Here is an 18,474-nt window from a genome sequence, read left to right as displayed (position 1 = left end):
TCCGCCGGGCCCGTCTCCCGTGGCGCGTGCGCCGGCCGAGGGGATCAGCCCTCGCCCATGCCGAACGAGTCGTGGATCGGCCGCACCTCCACCGCGACGACGTGGAAGTCGACGACGCGTTCCGCGATCGCGCGGGCCCGTTCCGGGCTCGCGCAGTCGACCACGTAGTAGGCGGTCAACTGCTCGGCCGCCTCGGCGAACGGCCCCTCCGCAGTGACGGATCCATCGCCGTCGCGGCGGATCGTCGTCGTGTCTCTCGGGTAGGCCAGCCCGGCTCCGTTGAGCATCTCGCCGGTTCCCGCCAGATCGCGGTGGAGTGCCTCGTGCCTGCGGGACACGTCGGCCCGCTCCGCGGCGGACATCGCCTCGGTGGCCGCGGGGTCGGCGTACATCAGCACCATGTACTTCATGGGCCCGACCCTGGCACACGGCACCGACGAAACCCGTCCCGGCCGGCCCTCCCGACAGGGAAGGGCCGGCCGGGGTCGTGGTCAGGACGCGGGGGTCGGGGTCGGGGCGTCGGTGAGCGTCGGCTCAGGCGTGGGGGTCACGGTCGGAACGGGGTCCGGGGTGGGCACGGGTGACGCTGTGGGCGGCTCGGTGGGGGTGATTGTCGGAGTCGGGCAGGGCTTGGGCGCGTGCCAGACGGGCTTGCCGAAGTGCCACCGCATGGCGTATGGAGAGCTCTCGCCGAGGCGCCACATCTTCTTGCTCGGCTTCGACAGGTCGAAGACGTAGGCGGCCGCCGCCGTCTCCCCCTGAGGGGCGGCGGGCGTCGTCTCGATCGGCGAGGGGACGGCGCCGGTCTCGGTCGGGTCGAGGGGAGACGGCGGGGTGACACCCTGCGGAGTGGGGGTCGTCGAGGTGTCGCCCGGAGAGGGAGTCAGGGTGTCCGACGGAGCCGGCGACCCTTCGGGCGGCGTCGGCGTGCTGCTCGCACCCGGGCTCTCGGGCGCCGGGGCCGGGGTTTCGGGCGAGGGGCTCTGCGGGACAGGGCTTTCGGGAAGGGAAGTTCCGGGCGCCGGGCTCTCCGGCGCTGGGCTTTCGGGTACGGGGCTTTCGGGCGCGGGATTTCCGGGGGCCGGCGTGCCGGCCTGGGCGGCCGCGGTCACCGAGACCCAGGCGTTCTGCCGGATCTCGCCGCCGCGGCGGGCCGTGTAGACCCGCGTGGAGTCATCGATCGCGTACGTCCGTTCGAAGCCGTCCTGGCTCCGAACGGTGATCGAGTCAGGCGCCACGGCGACGGCCTGCCCGGTCTGGGTGAACACCGTGACCGCGCCGCACCGGTCTTTCGTCGGCACGACCACCTCGCCGTGGAGCGCGCCGAGGAACGGGCCCATCAGGGGCACCTCGACGGCGGGGGGAGCCGGGGTGGGCGTCGCCTCGGGGGGCTCGGTGACGGTCTCGGCCGGGGTGGCCCCGGGCGTCACCGTGATCGTCGCGGTCACGACGGGCACGGGAGGTTCGGTCGGCGCGATGGGCGTGGCGGACGCGGCCGCCGCCGCTCCGATGCCGCCCGTCGCGGTCAGTACGAACGTGGTCGCGAGGACCATGGGCTGGTAGACGCGCCGGCGTGGCCTGCCCGGTTCGGGCGATGGTCCTGGCTTCGGGCGGTGGGGGTTGGTCGGCACCGTTCCTCCATGTCGTTCTGTCCGATGGTGTCCGCCGAAGGGGGTCGGCGGACGTACCACCGGGGCGCTCTGCCCCGGTATCCAGCTGAAGTGACCGGCATATTTGTTGCCAAACCGTGTCGCTTCCGATGGATTGGGGAGACCTTCCCCATATCTTCCGGTTCCATGCGCCCCAATTTTGGACAGAAACCTCGCGTGCGGCTCAGGCGCGCGGTGTCTCGGCGGTTTCCGGGCGGGGGAAGGAGTCGAGCAGCCGCCGGACCGCGTCCAGGTCGCCGGACACGCTGACGTCTCCCGCGCGTACGGCCTCGTCCAGGTGACGCCTTCGGGTCAGCACGGCGGCGAACGTCCTGGCGTCGGTGGCGACGGTCGCGTCCGGCGTGGGCGCCTCGTCACGGGTGATGTCGATGTCGCCGCCGGAGGTGCGAACGGTGACGCGGTCGTCGCCGAAGGCGAGCAGGTACGTCGTGGACGGGCCGTCGCCCGCCTCCGGGGCGAAGTCTCCCTGGAGCGCCATCATGAGGGCGTCCACGCTGATGTCCGCGTTGAGGTCGCGGAACGGCGACAGCCGGCCCCAGCCGCCGAGGGCGGCGAGGACCGGCCGAAGCTGCCGTCCCCAGTCGGTCAGCTCGTACACCCAGGTCCGCGCGGGCGGACCGAGCTTGCGGCGGCGCACGATGCCGGACTCCTCCAGCTCGCGCAGCCGTTGCGACAGGCGGTTCGGGCCGGCGTTCGGCAGCCCGGCGCGCAGGTCGGTGAAGCGCTTGGGGCCGAGAAGCAGCTCGCGTACGACCAGCAGGGCCCAGCGCTCCCCGACCAGGTCGAGGGCGTGCGCGGCGGCACAGGCGTCGCCATACGTTCGCGTGCTTCCCACGCCGTCGAGTCTAACCGAGCCGTCATTCCGATACGGATCTGTTTGGTATCGAAGTTGTACTAAGCGGTACCAATATGTAAGCATCGATCATCGCCGAGCAGGAAGAAGGAGCGATGATCCTCATCACAGGGGCGAACGGACGCCCCGGATCGGCCGTGGTCCGCGAGTTCGCACGGCACGGCACGCCGGTCCGCGCGCTCGTGCGCAACCCGGAGAAGGCGGACGCCGTGCGGGCGCTGCCCGGCGTCGACGTCGCGCACGGCGACATGCTCTGGCCAGAGACGCTGGATTCCGCGCTGGCCGGGGTCGAGCGGGTACTGATGATCAGCAACGCCGGGCCGGACATGCTGGAAACCCAGTGCACGTTCATCGACGCCGCGACCAGGGCCGGAGTCCGCCACATCGTGAAGCTCTCCGGGAAGGACTCGGTCGACGGATTCGACCCCGAGAGGTTCCGCTCCAGCCGGAGCCACGAGCAGATCCAGCGCTACCTGGTCGCCTCGGGCACGCCGTGGACCGTGCTGCGGCCGAGCCAGTTCATGCAGGTGTACTTCGAGGAGGCGCCCGACATCGTCCGCCACGGCGAGATCCGCCTGCCGCTCGGTGACACGACGCTCGCCCCGATCGACATCGACGACATCGCCAAGATCGCCTACGCCGTGCTCACCACATCCGGTCACGAAGGCAGGACGTACGCGATGACGGGCCCCGAGGCCCTCACCATGGCCGAGATCGCCGCCCGCATCTCCGACGCCGTCGGCGGACCGGTCCGCTACCGCGACGTGACTCCGGAGGAGAAGCGGCTGGCCTGGCTCGAGGCCGGTTATCCGCCGCCGCGAGCGAGCGCGTTCGCGCAGCTCTTCCAGGAGCGGAGCCGGCTGGGCCGCTCGACCGTCGACCTGACCAGCCACGAGCGCTTCGGGATCGAACCGACGACCTTCGCGGCGTTCGCCCGTCGCAACGCGGACGTCTTCCGCGGCGTCACCGGTTACGCCGTCACTCCGGCCTGAACGACCCGCTCGATTTCGTACGAGGCCGCCGAAGGGCGGCGGTTCCGGAAAGAGGGATGAGATGGATTCCGATCTGAGCGGCCGGGCCGGGACGGGTGCCGGCGGCTCGCCGGTTCACGCCGACGAGCGTGCCGTGCTCGCCGTGTTCGACGCGACGTCCGGAGCGTGGGCGGACGGCGACGTGAACACGTTCGTCAGGTGGTACGCCGAAGACGCGTCCGTGATCCTCCCGGGGACGTACCTGCGGGGGAAGGCCGAGATACGCGCCCAGATGGGCGAGGCGTTCGCCCTGCCGCTGAAAGGCTCCAAGCGTGTTCACCAGGCCCGGAGCGTCCGGTTCGTCGGCGCGGACACGGCCATCGTGATCACCCGCAGCGCGACCGTGTTCCCCGGCGAGGCGGAACCTCCGGCCGAGCGATGGGAGCTGGCGACCTGGGTGTTGTCCAGAGGCGGCGACGGCTGGCTCGTCGAGGCCTACCACGGCTGCCCGGCGCGACGATCGTCACCCGCCGGTGGCGTCGATCAGGCGCCGCGCGCCGAGACGCAGCAGCTCAGCGGCGACTTCGGAGCCGAGGGCCGCGGGATCGTCGGGCGAGCCTGAGCAGTGAAAGCGGACGAGCTCCGAGCCGTCCCGATTGAACACCATCCCGTGCAAGCTCATCGCGCCGTCCGCCGTCGTGGTGGCGTAGCCGGCGATCGGGGAGTTGCAGTGGCCGCGCAGCTCGTGCAGCATCGACCGCTCGGCGAGGATGTGCCGGGCGGTCTGATCGTGGTTGAGCCCGCCGAGCAGGCTCATGACGGCGAGGTCGCGCTGCCGGGCCTGGACGCCGATGACTCCCGCCCCGACGGCCGGGACCATCGACACCACGCCCTCGTCCGCCTGGTGGAATTCGAGGGGGAGGACCTCCTGCGGCTGGGCGGTCTCGCCGATGCGGTCCAGACCGACGCGGGCGAGGATCAGGGCGGCGTATCCGCTGCCGTCCTCGTTCAGTCTGGCCAGGCGGCTGTCGACGTTCCCCCGGATCCGCTCGGTCCGCAGGTCGGGCCGGTACATGCCGAGCTGGGCGCGGCGGCGTACGGAACCGGTGCCGACGACAGAACCGGGCGGCAGGTCCGCCAGCGGCGTGCCGTCCCGGGTCACGACCACGTCGTGGACGTCGCCGCGTTCGAGGTAGGCGCCGAAGGCGGTCCCCTCGGCGAGCGGCACGTCCCCGGGCACGTCCTTCATGCAGTGCACCGCGACGTCGATCTCACCGGCGACGAGCGCTCTGTCGATCTCCTTGCTGAAGGCCCCCTTGCCGCCGATCCGGCTCAGATCGCCGTCCCACACGTCGGCGGAGACGCGGATCGGGACGATTTCCGTGGCGACGCCCGGCGCGTACTCGTGGATCAGTTCGGCCACGTGCCGCGCCTGCACGGTGGCCAGGAGGGAGGTACGGGAGCCGATGCGGAGCGGCCGGCCGCCGGGTGGCTCCAGAAGCGGGGCGGTCATGGGATGGCGTCTCCTCCTGGCCGGTGCGTTGTGTGGCGACCACCATCGTGCCGGAGAACGGCGCGGGTAATGTCCCGAGACGTGACAACCGAAGTGGAACGGCTGGCCGAACGGCTGCGGGACTTCGCCCGGGCCCGGGACTGGGAGCAGTTCCATACGCCCAAGAACTTGGCGATGGCCCTGGCGGGCGAGGTCGGCGAGCTGGTGGCGGAGTTCCAATGGCTGACGCCGGACGAGTCGCGTGCCCTGGATGAGGCGGCCTTCGGCCGCGTACGCTCCGAACTCGCCGACGTGACCGCCTATCTCGTCCGTCTCGCCGATCTCCTCGACGTCGACCTCATCGAGGCGGCCAACGCCAAACTTCTCGAAAACGAGCGTCGTTACGATTCCGATCTCTATCGGGGTTCGGCGAGGAAAGCGCCTCCACTAACCTCGTGATGACCATGTGATGCGGCCCGACGGGCTTCCGCGTTTGTACGGCTAGCGCCGGCGCGGATACGCCCCCACCCGCACGAGTTCTCTCGTGCTGCCTGGGGGAAGCCTGTGACGGCGTTACGGCTGTCCGTGGAGAGCCTGATTGCCTCGCCCAACGAAAAGGCGCTCGCCGAGCGGATCGGCGAGCATCTGCGGGTGACCACGGGCCGCGGTCCGTCCCCCTCCGAGGCCAGGTCATGGGAACGGAGCCTGCCCGCGCTGGCCCGGGACCTGGCCGACGCGGGGCTCAGCCAGGTCGAGCTGCTGGTCGAGTACAAACTCCCGTTGACCAGCAAGCGCGCCGACGTGGTGCTGGCGGGGGTGCACCCGCGGACCGGTCAGGACTCCTACGTCGTCATAGAACTCAAGCAGTGGAGTCGTGCCGAGCCGTCCGACCAGGGCGAGCACCTGGTCATCGTGGACGGCGTGCCGGGAAGGGAGCTGCTCAACCCCGCCGAGCAGGTCCGGCGCTACTGCGAATACATGTCCGACTTCCTGGGCGTGCTCAAGGACCGGCCGCAGTCCGTCCACGGTGCCGCGTACCTGCACAATGCCATGGACCTCGACATCGATGGCCTGCACGACCAGGTGCGGGACGAGCGGAGCAGGCTCTTCACCAAGCAGCGTCGCGGCGACTTCCACAAATACCTGCGCGAACGGCTGGCCGACAAGCCCGGCGCCGAGGCCGCGGACCGGCTGCTGAGCAGCCCGGTCGCGCCGAGCAAGCAGCTCATGGCGTACGCCGCCGGCGAGATTCGCGAGCGAGAGCAGTTCACCCTCCTCGACGAGCAGCAGGTCGCCTACGAACTGGTCATGCGCGCCGTCGACGGGGCGCGCCGGGCCGATTTCAAGCAGGTCGTCGTCGTCACCGGCGGCCCCGGAAGCGGTAAGAGCGTGATCGCCCTGTCCCTGCTGGGTGAGCTCTACCGGCAGGGCAGAACGGCGCTCCACGCGACGGGCTCGCAGTCGTTCACCCAGACCATGCGCCGGTATCCCGGCCGGGGCAGCACCCGGATCAAGAACCTGTTCATGTACTTCAACAGCTTCATGGACGCCGAGCGGAACGGCCTCGACGTCCTGATCTGCGATGAGGCGCACCGCATCCGCGAGACCTCCACCAGCCGTTTCACCCCGGCCGCCAAGCGCACCGGCCGGCCCCAACTCGACGAGTTGATGTCCGCCGCCCGCGTCCCGGTCTTCCTGCTCGACGAGCACCAGGTCGTACGGCCCGGCGAGCTGGGCACCGTCCAGGCGATCGAGCGGTACGCGGAGTCACAGGGCTACGCGGTCACCCGTGTGTCCCTGGACGAGCAGTTCCGCTGTGGCGGCAGCCGCAAGTACGAGAAATGGGTGCTGCGCCTGCTCGGGCTCGACGGAGAGGGGCCGGTGCCATGGGACGGCGACGACGACTTCGAGGTACGGCTCGCGCACTCTCCCCAGGAACTGGAGGCGGCCCTCCTCGCCAGGCCCGGCAGCGCGCGCATGACCGCCGGCTACTGCTGGCCGTGGAGCGATCCGCGACCGGACGACTCGCTCGTCGACGACGTCGTCATCGGCGACTGGTCGCGGCCCTGGAACGTCAAGAAGGACAGAGCAGTGGGAGACGCTCCGCCCAGCATGCTGTGGGCGACCGAGCCCAGCGGCTTCGGCCAGGTCGGGTGCGTCTACACCGCCCAGGGGTTCGAGTACGACTGGTCCGGCGTCATCATCGGCCCCGACCTCGTAGCGCGAGACGGTTCTCTCGTCACGGTCCGCTCCGAGAACAGGGATCCGGCCTTCACGAGCAGGAAAGCCGTGTCGGACGCCGATTTCGACAAGCTCGCTCGCAACGTATACAAAGTTCTGCTCACCCGAGGGATGCGCGGCACCGTGATATACGCCGTCGATCCGGCCACCCGCGACTTTCTCGCGGATTTACTCCCCAGGCTGTCGGCGATTACGGCTTAGAATTCCCCGCACGGCCCCGGCCGGGCCGAATCTGATCGCATCGGTCGGGCGGATCCCGCCGCCGCGGAGGCGGCCGACTTTCCCAACGAGCCCAACGAGGACCCATGACCCCCATCCCCGACCCCGCCTATGAAGTCGAAACACGGGCGGTCGTGCACCATTACACCACCACGCCCGACTCGGCCTCCTTCGTCGATCAACTGCAGTTGTGGGGCACACTGACCGCCGTCGTCATCTCCGTGATCGCGCTGGTCGTGGCCGTCCGCGCCGCGAGGCGTGGCCGCGCGTCCGGCGAGGCGTCCGGCGAGAAGTAGCGGCGACCCGGGGACAAGGCGTCCGGCGAGCCGGGGCGGCCGGAAGCTCCGCTCCGTCCCGCCGGCGGTACGGAGCGGAGCTCCCCGCATCCGCCCCTCAGCCCAGTTCGTGCCGCTTCGCCCATCCGGTGATCGCCGCGGCGATGGCCTCGGGCTGGTCCTCCGCCGCGTGGTGACCCGCGGGGCCGCAGTGCTCGATCTCCAGAGCCGCGATGTTCGCCGCGCACCATTCGGCCATGTCCGCCCCGATGCCCAGGGTCGGTGAGGAGTCGAACGTGAGCAGGAGCTTGGGGACGTCGCCGCTGGCCGCGAGCCACTCGTCGTAGCGTTCGACCCGCTCCGTCACGTCGGCGGGTTCGCCGTCGACCGGCAGTGAACGCGCCCACTCCAGCAGGGGGCGGCGGCTCTCCCTGGTCGGATACGGCGCCAGATACGGCTCCATCTCCTCCCGGCTCAGCGGCGTGAGCACCCCTCCGGTGAACGCCGTCTCCACGAGGAAGTTCTGATCGAGGACGAGCGTCTCGCCCTCCGGCCCGCGTATGGTCTCGGCGCGCGCGCGTGGGGCGTCACCCAGCTCGCTCCACGACATCGGCCGGATGATGGTCTCGAAGAAGGCGACGCCGCGCGCGCGGCCGGGGTGGCGGGCGGCCCAGTCGAAGGCGAGCGCCCCGCCCCAGTCGTGCCCGACGAGCACGACGTCCTCCAGTTCCAGCCGGTCGAACCAGGCGTCGAGATAGCGGGCGTGGTCCGCGAACCGGTACGGCACGTCCGGCTTGCCCGAGCGGCCCATGCCGATCAGGTCGGGGGCGAGCAGGCGGGCGGGGCCGCCGATGCCGGGCAGGACATCGCGCCACACATGGGATGAGGCCGGGTTGCCGTGCAGGAAGACGAAGGGGACGCCGCTCCCCGTCTCCTCGTAGTACATCGTCGAGTCGAGGACGTCGATCACGGGCATGACTTCTCCAAATTCGTTCGTCTAACTAACGTTAGTGTCACAAACGGAACCTACATCGTTAGTGCCACTAACGCAATAGGGGTTAGGATCGGCGGCATGAGCAGGAGCGCGTCCGACATGACCCACCACGGGGAGGTGACGCGCAGCCCTGCCCGGCTGCGACGCCTGCCCACCCGGCTGCTGTCGCTGGCCGCGATGCTCTCCGACCGCCTGGTGAACGAAGGGCTGGCTCATGCGGACGCCCGCAAGTGGCACTACGCCGTCCTCGCGACGCTGGAGGAGGCGGGGCCGGTGAGCCAGGCGGAGCTGAGCCGCCGTACCGGCATCTACCGCAGCGACGTGGTCGCCGTCATCAACGAGCTGGCCGGACGCGGCCTGGTGGAGCGTGCGCCCGACCCGGCCGACCGCCGCCGCAACGTCATCACGATGACGCGGCAGGGTCTCGACCGGCTGCGGAGCCTCGACGCGGTGCTCGCGGCCCTGGAGGACGAGGTGCTCGCGCCACTCACCGGGCCGGAACGCGACCAGCTGACCGGCCTGCTCACCCGGCTCGTCGACCACCACGCGGGGAGCACGGGCTGTGCCTGAGGACGGCGCGCGCCCACGAGCCGCGCCGGGAATCTGATCTCTGTTGACCGGCGGCCGCGTGCCGCGGGTGCCCCGGGGTGAGATCGCCCCGGGGCCGCCCGCCGGCGATCACGTGAACAGCCTCACCGGGTTTCCGGGGCGTCGAAGCAGCATCCGACGCGGGCGCCGCCCGACATGCTGACGATCCCGACTTCGGGGTTGAGGCTGCCGCGCACGATGCAGCCGCCGTAGCCGTCTCCTCCGCAGATCTCCGGGCTGGTGAGGAAGACACCCCAGTTGAGGTAGAGATCGTTCACCCCCGCGCCGTCGGGGTCGGGGAAGGGCTCGGCCGCCGGCCGGATCCGTCGCTGAACGACGTACGGACCGTTCATCGCCTCCCGCACACGGGTCTCCCACTCGGCGGCCGAGACCTCCCATCCGGGGACGATCCCGTTGCCGCCGTGGAGCAGGGTCGGCTTGAGGATCAGGTCGTGCTGCTCCGCCAGTGCGCGACTCTCCAGCGCCGGAGTCACCTTCCGCGTCCACGGCAGGAAGCGGTCGACACAGTCCAGCTCACGCGGGCTGAACGTGGAGCGGTACCGCTCGTCCGACAGCAGGGCCAACGCCCCCTTGTTGCCGTACAGCTCGGCGTCCAGACGGCTGAACATACCGACCCGCCCCTGCTCCGTCGCGCGGAGGAGAGGCTCGACGAGCGCCGCGTCGTCGTCCGAGAAGATCTCCTCCACGAGGAAGTAGCGGTAGATCACGTCGATCCGCCGGTCCTTGACGTACAGGTCGCCGCCGCGTTCGGTTATCTGGCCCACATGGCAGGGGATGGCCTCGAAGCCCTGCTCTTCCAGGACCCGCGCCCACACGTGCAGCCGCGGCTCGTAGGTGAGGAAGCTCTCCGGCCAGTCGGCCAGCGCCAGGACCGGCCGGTCGCCGGTCAGGAACGGCCCGCACTCGGCCCGCAGCGAGGTGGCGATCTGGACGAGGCTGTCGACGTATCCGAGGCCGTGCCGGTCGGCGAAGGAGGCCAGCGCGGGGTGCCGGAGCATCGTCCGGTTGATCTCGGCGTTCTCGAAACCGCCGAGCGCGCTGGTGATGTTGAGTTCAAGCAGCTTGAACCCGGTCTCATCCCGATACAGGTCAGACCGGGCCAACGGGACGCGGGGCGCGTCCAGCGCGGCGGCCCGGCGAACGATCGACGTCTGGACGTCGTTCATGCCGACCGCCCGCGCCAGCCCCTCTATCTCGCCGCCGAAGAGCCGGTCCGGCAGTTCGTTGAGGAGGTCGTAGACCGTGCGCAGGTCGGCGGCGAGCCCCGCTCGCTCGGCCGCGGAGATGAAGACCGGCGCCGGCAGGAACCGTCCGCGGTAGGCGACCGCCAGCAGGTCGGAGGCGTCGGCGTGCTCGATGAGCTGCCGGTGATCGACGCCGAGTTCCGCGAGATAGGCGATGTATTCTGCGCCCAGTCGAGACCGAGCCGAACGCACGTCGTGCATCGTCACAGTGAGGTGCTCCTCTCAGAGCGAACGCAGGAATGCGGATAGCGCGGTGTGACAGGCCTCCAGCTCGGCGCGGCCGACCACCTCGAACGGCGTGTGGGCCAGCTGCGAGTCGCCCGGGCCGAAGTTGACCGCGGGGATGCCGTGCGCGGCGAACCTGCCGACGTCGGTCCAGCCGAGCTTCGGGCGGACCTCGGTGCTCGCCGCCGCGCACAACCCGGCCATCAGCGGGTTGCCCAGATCGGGCGGGGCCGGTGGCGACGCCAGGCGCACCCGCGCGGCGTCCGCCTCGGGGGCGAGCCCGAGCACCAGCCTCTCGGCCGCGCCGCTGTCCACGTCGGGGGAGTGGCGGTAGTTGACCCGGAGCACGCAGTGGTCCGGAACGACGTTCCCCTGAACGCCGCCCTCCACGGCGACCACCGACATCGACTGCCGATACTCCAGCCCGTCGATCGTCGCCGTCCCAGGCGTGAAACCGGCGATGCGATGGAGCGCGGGTGCGGCCTTGTGGATGGCGTTGAGCCCTTTCCACGGGCGTGCCGTATGCGCCCGCGATCCGGTGAAGGTGAGCTCCACCACCAGGTTGCCCTGGCAGCCCGCCTCCACGAGTCCGTTCGTCGGCTCCAGCAGAACGGCGAGGTCGCCGTCCACCAGCGAACGGTGCTCCTCGAAGAGGACCCGCATACCGCTGCCGTGAGAGCCGGTCTCCTCGCGGTCGTAGAAGACGAACGTCCGGCCCTGGCCCTCGCCCGGCTCCTGCTCGGCGAGCGCCAGCATCACGGCCACCCCGCCCTTCATGTCGACCGCCCCCAGCCCCGACACCGAGCCGGGGGCGTCCGGCGCGGGCGCCTGCCGGTCGGACATCGGGACGGTGTCCAGGTGGCCGGCCAGGACGACCCGGCGCCGCTCGGCGGGCGCCGGCTCGGTCCGTGCCACGATGTTGTTGCCGGTCCGGTACAGCCGCAGCCAGGGAGCCCGGGTCCGGAGCCTCCGTTCGACCAGGTCGGCCAGGGCTCCTTCCGAGCCGCTCACCGACGGCACCCCGACCAGCGCGCGGGTGAGTTCCACCAGGTCGGCGCTGTCCAGAACCGCCCGCCGCCGCGCCGCGGCCTCCCGTACGGCGTTCACGCGCTCACCCCATAGGCCGAGAACCAGGACGAACGGGCGCCCGCCGCGAGTCGTACGGCGAGGCCCGCCATGATGAGAGCGCTGAGCCCGAAGACCGCGGTCGTGCCCCAGGCGTGGGCCACGAGCCCGGCGAGCCCGGCGCCGAGCGGCATGGCCCCCCACGCGACGAGGCGGTAGACGCTGTTGACCCGTCCCTGCAGGTCGACGGGGACGAGGGTCTGACGCAGCACCACCACCACGACATCCCACGTCACGCCGGCACAGGCCACGAGGGCCAGCGCCAGTCCCACGGCCCACCCCTGGGGGATCAGCCAGGCCAGCACGTTGCCGCAGCCCATGGCGCAGGCGACGCCGACGAGCACGCGCTCTCCGCCGATCCACCGGACGAACCTCGGCGCGATCCGGGCCGCCAGTACGGCTCCCGCCGCCTGGCAGGCCAGGATGACGCCGTACCCGAAGTCGCCGAGATGCAGGACCTCGTGCGAGTGCACGACGAGCACCGCCAGCCCGCCGGTCTGCGCGAGGTTGGCCATCGCGGCCACCAGGGCGAGGTTGCGGAGCAGCCTGTGCCGGGCCAGCCAGCGCGCTCCGGTCGGCAGGTCGGCCAGCAGGCTGGGCCGCCGCCGGGCGGGATCCGGGGTCACAGGTGCCGCGACGGCGCCCGGCGCGGAGGCCAGCCGGATCGACGTCAGCAGCACCGCCGACAGCAGGAAGGTCGTGGCGTCGATCCCGAAGGGGAGGGCCGCGGCGAAGGCGAAGAACGCCGAGCCGACCAGCGGCCCGACGAACTGGTTGCCCGCGGTCTGCGCCGCCATCATCCGCGCGTTCGCCTCGACCAGCAGCGGCCCGGGCACCAGGGACGGCACCAGCACCTGCGACGCGTTGCGGAAGAACGTCTCGCCCGCACCGATCAGGAAGAAGACCAGGTAGAGGAGCACCAGGCTGGCGTGGCCCGTCACCAGCACCACCGCCAGCGTCCCGACGGCCGCCGCCCGGACGAAATCGATGCCCGCCATCGCCGGCCGGAGCCTGACCCGGTCCACCAGCACGCCCGCCGGAAGGCCGAGCAGCACGTACGGCAGGGTCAGCGCCATGGTGACCCCCGCGACCAGCCGCGGGTCGCTGGTGAAGGAGGCGGCGACCAGCGGTCCGGCGGTGAGCGTCATGCCGTCTCCGACGGCCGACAGGCTGGAGGCCACCCACAGGCGGGAGTACGCGCCGCCGAGGCGCTGCCCCGGGGCCGCGTTCTGGGTGGTGACGCTGGACTGTCCGGACATCACGCGAACTCCAGGTGCGCCAGAGGGTCGGTGACGGGACGCGGCGGCCGGTGCGCGCCGGGATCCGGCCGTCCCACGTAGAGGAACCCGAGCAGCCGCTCCGAACCGGTGATCCGCAGCGCGGCGCGTACGGAGGCGGCGTCGAGGAGCGGCCCGGTCCGCCACTTGGCGGCCCAGCCCTCGGCGTGCAGCAGGAGACTCAGCATGGCCACGACACACGTGGCGGCGGCCAGCTGCTCCCACTCCGGGACCTTCGGGTGCTCGCGCGGCACCAGGACGATGGCGACGAGGAGCGGGGCGCGCAGCGGCTTCGCGGCGTCGCCGCCCGCCTCGGCCATCGCCTCCCCGAGCAGCTTGCGCGCGTCGTCGCGCAGCGCGATCAGACGCCACGGACGCAGCGCCGCGTGGTCGGGCGAGTTCATGGCGAGACCGGTCAGCCGGACCAGGTCGTCGTCGCCGGGCGCCTCGTCGAGCAGCCGTCCGCCGCCGCACCGGCTGCGCACCGCCTGATGCACGGACATCTCCGGCGTCGCGGACATCGCGGGCATCATGCCGGTCACCGCGCGTCCGCCGCGATGCGGAGGGCCGCCCTGTTGTAGCCGTGCGCGAGCCGGGCGTCGCGCAGCGACAGGCCCGCCCGGACGTCGCGCAAAACCCGCTCCTCCATCTCGCCGATGCGGACCACCTCCGCCGCGATGTCGTCGGCCGCCGCGGAGGGCACCCGCAGCACGCCGTTCCCGTCGGCGCAGACGATGTCTCCCGGGCGGACCTCCACGCCCTCGTCCCCGATCACGACCGGCACCTGGACCGCCCGCATCCGCACCCTGTTCTTGCCCGTACGCATGAACGCGTCCCTGGCCCACACCGAGTAGCCCAGTTCGCGGATTCCGTCGACATCGCGGCAGTAACCGTCGATGACCGTCCCGGCGATGCCGTTCGCCAGCGCGACCGAGGTCAGGATGTCGCCCCAGACCGTCACGGCCCGGCCCTCGTTGGCCAGGACGACGACGGAGCCCGCGGGCACGTCCTCGATGTAGTCGGCGGCCGCCGCGGGGCGTCCCTCCGCCACCGGCTCGAACATCACGGTGAAGGCGGGGCCCACGACCACCGCGGACCCCGACATGCGGCGCAGCCCGAACACCGCGCCGGCCAGTCCCGCGATGTCGAGCGCGTCACTGATCGTCGACGTCGAGCGGGCGGCCAGGACACTCAGAGTTTCGCTCACACCCGGTCCCTCGTCAGAACGTGGACGGCCAGTTTCCGCCCGCCCTGGAAGATGTTGACCCGCGCGTTGTGGCTGGCCTTGGATCCGAATCCGGCGACCTGGCCGCCCAGCACGTACGTGTCGAGGCTGAACGCCATCATGGAGACCCGGTCGCTCCCCGGCGTGATCACCGGGTAGGCGGCCGGCGCGACCAGCCGCTGGGCGACGTGACCCTCACGCAGGGCCTGGCCGACGGCCTGCCGCCAGGCGGCGCGCGGCACGTCGTGGCCGATCGTCACGCCGTCTCCGCGGATGTCGTACGGCTGTTTGACGACGTACGACCGCTGGTCGTCCAGCAGGCGCTCGACGAGCTCGCCGGAGGTGACCCGGCGGGTCCACGGCAGCAGCCGGTCGGCCAGCCGCCGCTGTTCGGCGGTGAACAGCGACGCGAAGCCGGGCTCCTGGACGAACGCCAGGGCCAGCTTGCTCTCCGCGACATACCGGGCGCCGAACGGATTGAGGTGCACCAGCGGCGTCTCCAGCAGCGCGGCCTCCCACGCCTTCGCGAACTCGGCGTCCGCCATCATCCCGGTCCAGGCCACGGTGTTGACCTTGTTCCAGCACAGGTCGGCGCCACGGTCCCCGAAGCGGGCACGGCCCCTGACGACGGTCAGCTCGCGCGGATCGGCCAGGAAGGCGTCGATCCCGCGCGCGTTGAACTCGGAGACCATCTCGGCGCTTTCGCGGTTGGCGGCGCCGGCGGGCTGCAGGATCGCCAGCGCGCCCGGCTCGCCGCACCTGCCGGGGTCCGCCCGCGCGGCCAGGCGTGCCCCCTCCAGCAGGGCGCGCAGGAAGAGATCGCCACCCCGGTACGTCAGCGACGTCAGCCGTCCGCGCCCGGACGACAGTCCGGCGACCAGGTCGTTGATCCGCGCGGTGAACAACGTCCCAGCCGGGGCGTCGGCGTTGTTCTCCAGGATGACCAGCCGCTCCGTCTCCTGTTCCACGTAGCCGTCGAGCCGGCACACCCAGGGCCGGTCACCCGGCCCGGCGTCGGCCATGACCAGCCGGTGCGCCCCGGCACCGAGGCCGAACCAGGCCTGCACCTCCTCGTGCTCGCGGTACAGCCGGACCACCTCGCCCAGGAGGGCGACGTAGCCGGCGAGGTCGTCCCGCAGCGGCTCGGCCTCCTCGTGCCGGACCAGCAGTGGCAGCGGGGAGAGCGGGAAGTCGCGGTTCTGGAACGCCGGAGCGGCGGCCACCGCCTCGCTGACGGCCCGGTCGGTGGCCGCGGGATCGGCGATCAGCCGGTGCGCCTCGGCCATCGCCTCCGGCCAGGCGATCACCGATGCACTCCTTCCAGGCCGAGGACGACGTGGGTGGCGGGTTTGTGGCCGCGCGCCTGGGCGAAGTGCTCCTCGACCAGCCGCGCGGTCACCGGCCGCCGCGGCCAGGACCCGACCGCCGCGCCGTCGACCTCCCGGACCGGCCCGAACTCGATGCCGGTGCCGCACAGGAACACCTCGTCCGCGGCGCGTACCCGGTCGGGGGTCACCGCCTCCTCGGCCGCGCTCAGCCCGAGGTCCGCCGCCGTCGCCAGCACCCACGCGCGGGTCACGCTGGGCAGGACGGCGTCGGCGAGCCGCGGCGTGACCAGACGGTCGCCCTCCACCAGGAAGACCGTGGCCGTCGGCGCCTCGCTGACCAGCCCGTCCACGGTCAGGAGCAGGCAGTTGTCGTAGCCGTCCCGCCGGGCCTCGGCGAGCGCCAGGCGCGGACCGGCGTACGCCGAGATGTTCTTGGCCTCGTTCGGGAACGTCGCCGGGCCGGGACGGCTCCACCCGCTGATCGTGAGGCGCATCCCGGTGTCGTCGGCCAGCCAGCGCTTGCGGCCGGACGGTGTCACGGTGACGGTCAGCACCGGCTCGGCGGCCGCGTCGATCCCGCCGGCGTTCCCGGCGCTCACCGCGATCCGGACGTAGCTGTCTCCGGTGACCTCGTTGACCTCCACCAGATGGCGGAGGATCCGCGGGACCTCGGCGCACTCGTCGTCGTCCAGCCCCATGATCCGGCACGAGTTGCGCAGCCGTTCCAGGTGCTGGTCGAGCAGCCACGCGGTGACGGCCCCGTGGGCGCCGGCGTAGAGCCGGACGCCCTCGAAGACCGACACCGCGTACCGCAGGGCGATGGAGCCCACCGGCAGCACGGCCGCCGCGGAGGGCACGTAGTGCCCGTCGTGATAGACGACGCTGTAACCGACGCTCACGCGCCGGCCCCGTACCGGAACACCGGCTCGGAGGCGTCGTAGCCGGTCGCCAGGATCATGTCGAAGTGGCGGTGCCGCAGCTCCAGCGCTGTCGCCAGGGCGTCGACGGCCTGCGCCCGCAGCAGATCGGTCGAGCAGTAGCGCCGCAGCAGCTCGCGGGCGGCCGCCGCGTGCTCGTCCTCCAGCTCGCTGACCGCCTCCGACTCCGACTCGGCGGACGCGTGGTGGACGAAGAACTCGTATCCCTCCCGCGGCAGCCCGTAGACGTCCCGCATGACCGACAGCATGCTCTCGCCGCCGTTGTTGACGATGGGCGGCTGGCCCTCCATGAGCAGGAGCACCGACGCCGCTCCGGCGGTGAAGTGCAGTTTGCCGCTGTTGCAGGCGGCCACGTTGTGCGCGATGACGGCGGCGGTCTCCGGGGCGATCGGCGCGTTCTCCAGCTGCTCGGGCGTCACTCCGACCCGGGCGCCGAAATCGGCGAAGGTCTGCAGGTGCCGCTGCGACTGCGACAGCGTGCCGGTCTCCTCCTCGTAGATGTTCTCCACCAGCAGTTTGCGCAGGTCGTAGTCGTCGATGTTGGAGGCGATGCCAAGGATGTGACGGGTCCACACGCTCTTGATCGGCCAGCGGTGCAGCACGAACGCCTGCAGCAGGCGCCGCGTCGCCTTGCCCGCCAGAATCGTCTGGTAGAGCGGGCTCGTCATCTTCCGCCGCTCGTAGATCATCGAGTCGAGCGTGGCGATGAAATCAGCCATGAAGCTTCCTTCTCTGTCGGGGTGTCCAGCGGAGGGGAGATCTTGGGGGTGCCGCCTCGGGCCTCTCAGATGCCGCTGCGCAGCACGGCGTCGTAGCCGTTGAGGGCGGCCTGCTCCTCGAGCGCGCCCGCCTGATCGAGGCTGACGTCGAGGAGCCCGGCCACGAGCGAGTGCGAGGTCCCGTCGGAGAGCATCCGCAGCCGGGCGGAGTAGGTGCTGCGCTCCTGCAGCAGGGGCTCCACCCGATAGTCGGCGCCGGCCTGGCGGACGTAATGGCCGACGACCAGTTCAAGGGGCAGGTTGCCGCCCCCCTTGCCGATGCCTCCGATGGAGGCGTCGACGGCGCTCACCCCGGCGTCGACGGCGACGCAGGAGTTGATGAACGCCAGGCCGAGGTTGTTGTGGGGATGGAAGCCGAGCGGCACCGGGCAGCCCGCCGCGGTCTTCTCGACCCGCTCCTTGACGTCGGAGGGATAGAGGCTGCCGTTGGAGTCGGCCAGGTACACCAGCTCCGCGCCGGCCTCCGCGCACAGGCGGGCGCGCTCGGCCAGCTCCTCCGGCCGTACCCTGCTGATGTGGGTGAGGTTCGCCACCACCGCGAGGCCCGCCTCCCTCGCGGCCTCGAAGTAGTGCCGGACCCCGGTCACATCGCCGCCCGGGACGACGATCCTGAGCATCTCGACGCCGTGCTCGCGCAGATCGACGATCCGCTCGGGCGACACCTGTGGGGGACGCACCATGACCGCCAGGCGCGTGTGGGCGACCTCGGCGCGCAGCGCGCCGAGGTAGTCGGGCTCACAGCGGCTGGACGGGGCCAGCCGGCCTCCGTTGGCCGCGCCCAGATAGCCGACCTCGACATAGGGGACACGCGCGGCGTCGACGGCCCGCACGATCGAGACCGCCTCGGCGAGCGTCCAGCTGTGCTTGTTCACATAGCCGCCGTCGCGGAGCGTGACGTCCAGGATGAGCGGCCCGTTCGCGGGAAAGCCGATCAGGTTTTCGCGCGACGCAGGGGGATACGCAGACATGCGGTTACTCCACAAGGATTGAGAAGATCCACACCGGCGGC

20 protein-coding genes are annotated in these 18,474 nt (G+C 71.4%); 6 read left to right on the top strand and 14 right to left on the bottom strand.

Annotated features, from left to right (window positions below):
* Positions 1-44: 44 nt before the first annotated feature.
* From JOL79_RS16845 to JOL79_RS16835, 3 genes are all read right to left on the bottom strand, one after another.
* On the bottom strand, positions 45-410 hold the full coding sequence (locus JOL79_RS16845) for a YciI family protein (RefSeq protein ID WP_210156764.1): 366 nt from the start codon (positions 408-410) through the stop codon (positions 45-47).
* Positions 411-491: 81 nt separating this feature from the next.
* Positions 492-1,631: a hypothetical protein gene (locus tag JOL79_RS16840; RefSeq protein WP_210156763.1), complete on the bottom strand. Its 1,140-nt coding sequence runs from the start codon at positions 1,629-1,631 to the stop codon at positions 492-494.
* A gap of 202 nt (positions 1,632-1,833) precedes the next feature.
* On the bottom strand, positions 1,834-2,505 hold the full coding sequence (locus JOL79_RS16835; RefSeq protein WP_210156762.1) for a winged helix-turn-helix transcriptional regulator: 672 nt from the start codon (positions 2,503-2,505) through the stop codon (positions 1,834-1,836).
* Between the two features lie 113 nt (positions 2,506-2,618).
* Here JOL79_RS16835 and JOL79_RS16830 point away from each other — a divergent pair, with 113 nt between their 5' ends.
* Entirely contained in the window at positions 2,619-3,515 is an 897-nt protein-coding gene (locus tag JOL79_RS16830) for an SDR family oxidoreductase (RefSeq protein WP_210156761.1), read from the top strand.
* A 61-nt stretch (positions 3,516-3,576) separates the two neighbouring features.
* Positions 3,577-4,116 (top strand): SgcJ/EcaC family oxidoreductase, encoded by a 540-nt coding sequence (locus JOL79_RS16825; RefSeq protein ID WP_210156760.1) that lies wholly within the window; start codon positions 3,577-3,579, stop codon positions 4,114-4,116.
* On the opposite strand, the gene hemC is transcribed toward JOL79_RS16825, so the two are convergent.
* Complete coding sequence (gene hemC, locus JOL79_RS16820; protein ID WP_210156759.1) at positions 4,018-5,007, bottom strand: hydroxymethylbilane synthase; 990 nt, start codon at positions 5,005-5,007, stop codon at positions 4,018-4,020. The two genes, JOL79_RS16825 and hemC, sit on opposite strands and share 99 nt — an antisense overlap.
* An 81-nt stretch (positions 5,008-5,088) precedes the next feature.
* On the opposite strand from hemC, the gene JOL79_RS16815 reads away from it, so the two are divergent.
* The 3 genes from JOL79_RS16815 (at position 5,089) to JOL79_RS16805 (ending at position 7,742) form a co-directional block, all read left to right on the top strand.
* A complete protein-coding gene (locus tag JOL79_RS16815; protein ID WP_307848563.1) occupies positions 5,089-5,445 on the top strand; it encodes a nucleotide pyrophosphohydrolase in 357 nt (118 codons plus the stop codon).
* A gap of 105 nt (positions 5,446-5,550) precedes the next feature.
* A complete protein-coding gene (locus JOL79_RS16810; protein WP_210156757.1) occupies positions 5,551-7,428 on the top strand; it encodes a DUF2075 domain-containing protein in 1,878 nt (625 codons plus the stop codon).
* Between the two features lie 104 nt (positions 7,429-7,532).
* Entirely contained in the window at positions 7,533-7,742 is a 210-nt protein-coding gene (locus JOL79_RS16805; protein ID WP_210156756.1) for a hypothetical protein, read from the top strand.
* Positions 7,743-7,839: 97 nt separating this feature from the next.
* On the opposite strand, the gene JOL79_RS16800 is transcribed toward JOL79_RS16805, so the two are convergent.
* Positions 7,840-8,697: a haloalkane dehalogenase gene (locus tag JOL79_RS16800; RefSeq protein ID WP_210156755.1), complete on the bottom strand. Its 858-nt coding sequence runs from the start codon at positions 8,695-8,697 to the stop codon at positions 7,840-7,842.
* A gap of 96 nt (positions 8,698-8,793) precedes the next feature.
* On the opposite strand from JOL79_RS16800, the gene JOL79_RS16795 reads away from it, so the two are divergent.
* Complete coding sequence (locus JOL79_RS16795) at positions 8,794-9,285, top strand: MarR family winged helix-turn-helix transcriptional regulator (RefSeq protein WP_230984913.1); 492 nt, start codon at positions 8,794-8,796, stop codon at positions 9,283-9,285.
* Between the two features lie 122 nt (positions 9,286-9,407).
* On the opposite strand, the gene JOL79_RS16790 is transcribed toward JOL79_RS16795, so the two are convergent.
* From JOL79_RS16790 to JOL79_RS16750, 9 genes are all read right to left on the bottom strand, one after another.
* Positions 9,408-10,775, bottom strand: a complete 1,368-nt coding sequence (locus JOL79_RS16790; protein WP_210156754.1) for a hypothetical protein — start codon at positions 10,773-10,775, stop codon at positions 9,408-9,410.
* Positions 10,776-10,790: 15 nt separating this feature from the next.
* A complete protein-coding gene (gene dapE / locus JOL79_RS16785; RefSeq protein WP_210156753.1) occupies positions 10,791-11,900 on the bottom strand; it encodes a succinyl-diaminopimelate desuccinylase in 1,110 nt (369 codons plus the stop codon).
* Entirely contained in the window at positions 11,897-13,177 is a 1,281-nt protein-coding gene (locus tag JOL79_RS16780) for an MFS transporter (RefSeq protein WP_210156752.1), read from the bottom strand. Before JOL79_RS16780 ends, dapE begins: the two co-directional genes overlap by 4 nt.
* Complete coding sequence (locus tag JOL79_RS16775) at positions 13,177-13,716, bottom strand: nitroreductase family protein (RefSeq protein ID WP_210156751.1); 540 nt, start codon at positions 13,714-13,716, stop codon at positions 13,177-13,179. Before JOL79_RS16775 ends, JOL79_RS16780 begins: the two co-directional genes overlap by 1 nt.
* A 17-nt stretch (positions 13,717-13,733) precedes the next feature.
* Positions 13,734-14,402 carry an RraA family protein gene (locus JOL79_RS16770; protein WP_210156750.1) on the bottom strand — a complete coding sequence of 223 codons (669 nt, stop codon included), beginning with the start codon at positions 14,400-14,402 and terminating at the stop codon, positions 13,734-13,736.
* Complete coding sequence (locus tag JOL79_RS16765; RefSeq protein ID WP_210156749.1) at positions 14,399-15,727, bottom strand: hypothetical protein; 1,329 nt, start codon at positions 15,725-15,727, stop codon at positions 14,399-14,401. Before JOL79_RS16765 ends, JOL79_RS16770 begins: the two co-directional genes overlap by 4 nt.
* Positions 15,724-16,647 carry an aminotransferase class IV gene (locus JOL79_RS16760; RefSeq protein ID WP_210156748.1) on the bottom strand — a complete coding sequence of 308 codons (924 nt, stop codon included), beginning with the start codon at positions 16,645-16,647 and terminating at the stop codon, positions 15,724-15,726. Before JOL79_RS16760 ends, JOL79_RS16765 begins: the two co-directional genes overlap by 4 nt.
* The gene (locus tag JOL79_RS16755; protein WP_210156747.1) at positions 16,644-17,405 is read right to left on the bottom strand and encodes an iron-containing redox enzyme family protein; all 762 of its coding nucleotides are present in this window, start codon (positions 17,403-17,405) and stop codon (positions 16,644-16,646) included. Before JOL79_RS16755 ends, JOL79_RS16760 begins: the two co-directional genes overlap by 4 nt.
* A gap of 65 nt (positions 17,406-17,470) precedes the next feature.
* On the bottom strand, positions 17,471-18,433 hold the full coding sequence (locus tag JOL79_RS16750; RefSeq protein ID WP_210156746.1) for a hydroxymethylglutaryl-CoA lyase-like TIM-barrel protein: 963 nt from the start codon (positions 18,431-18,433) through the stop codon (positions 17,471-17,473).
* Positions 18,434-18,474 lie beyond the last annotated feature (41 nt).

The organism is Microbispora oryzae, from assembly GCF_017896165.1.
GTDB classification, from domain to species: Bacteria; Actinomycetota; Actinomycetes; order Streptosporangiales; family Streptosporangiaceae; genus Microbispora; species Microbispora oryzae.
The sequence above is the reverse complement of the archived record's forward strand: the minus strand, read 5'-3'. Positions and strand labels throughout refer to the sequence as shown.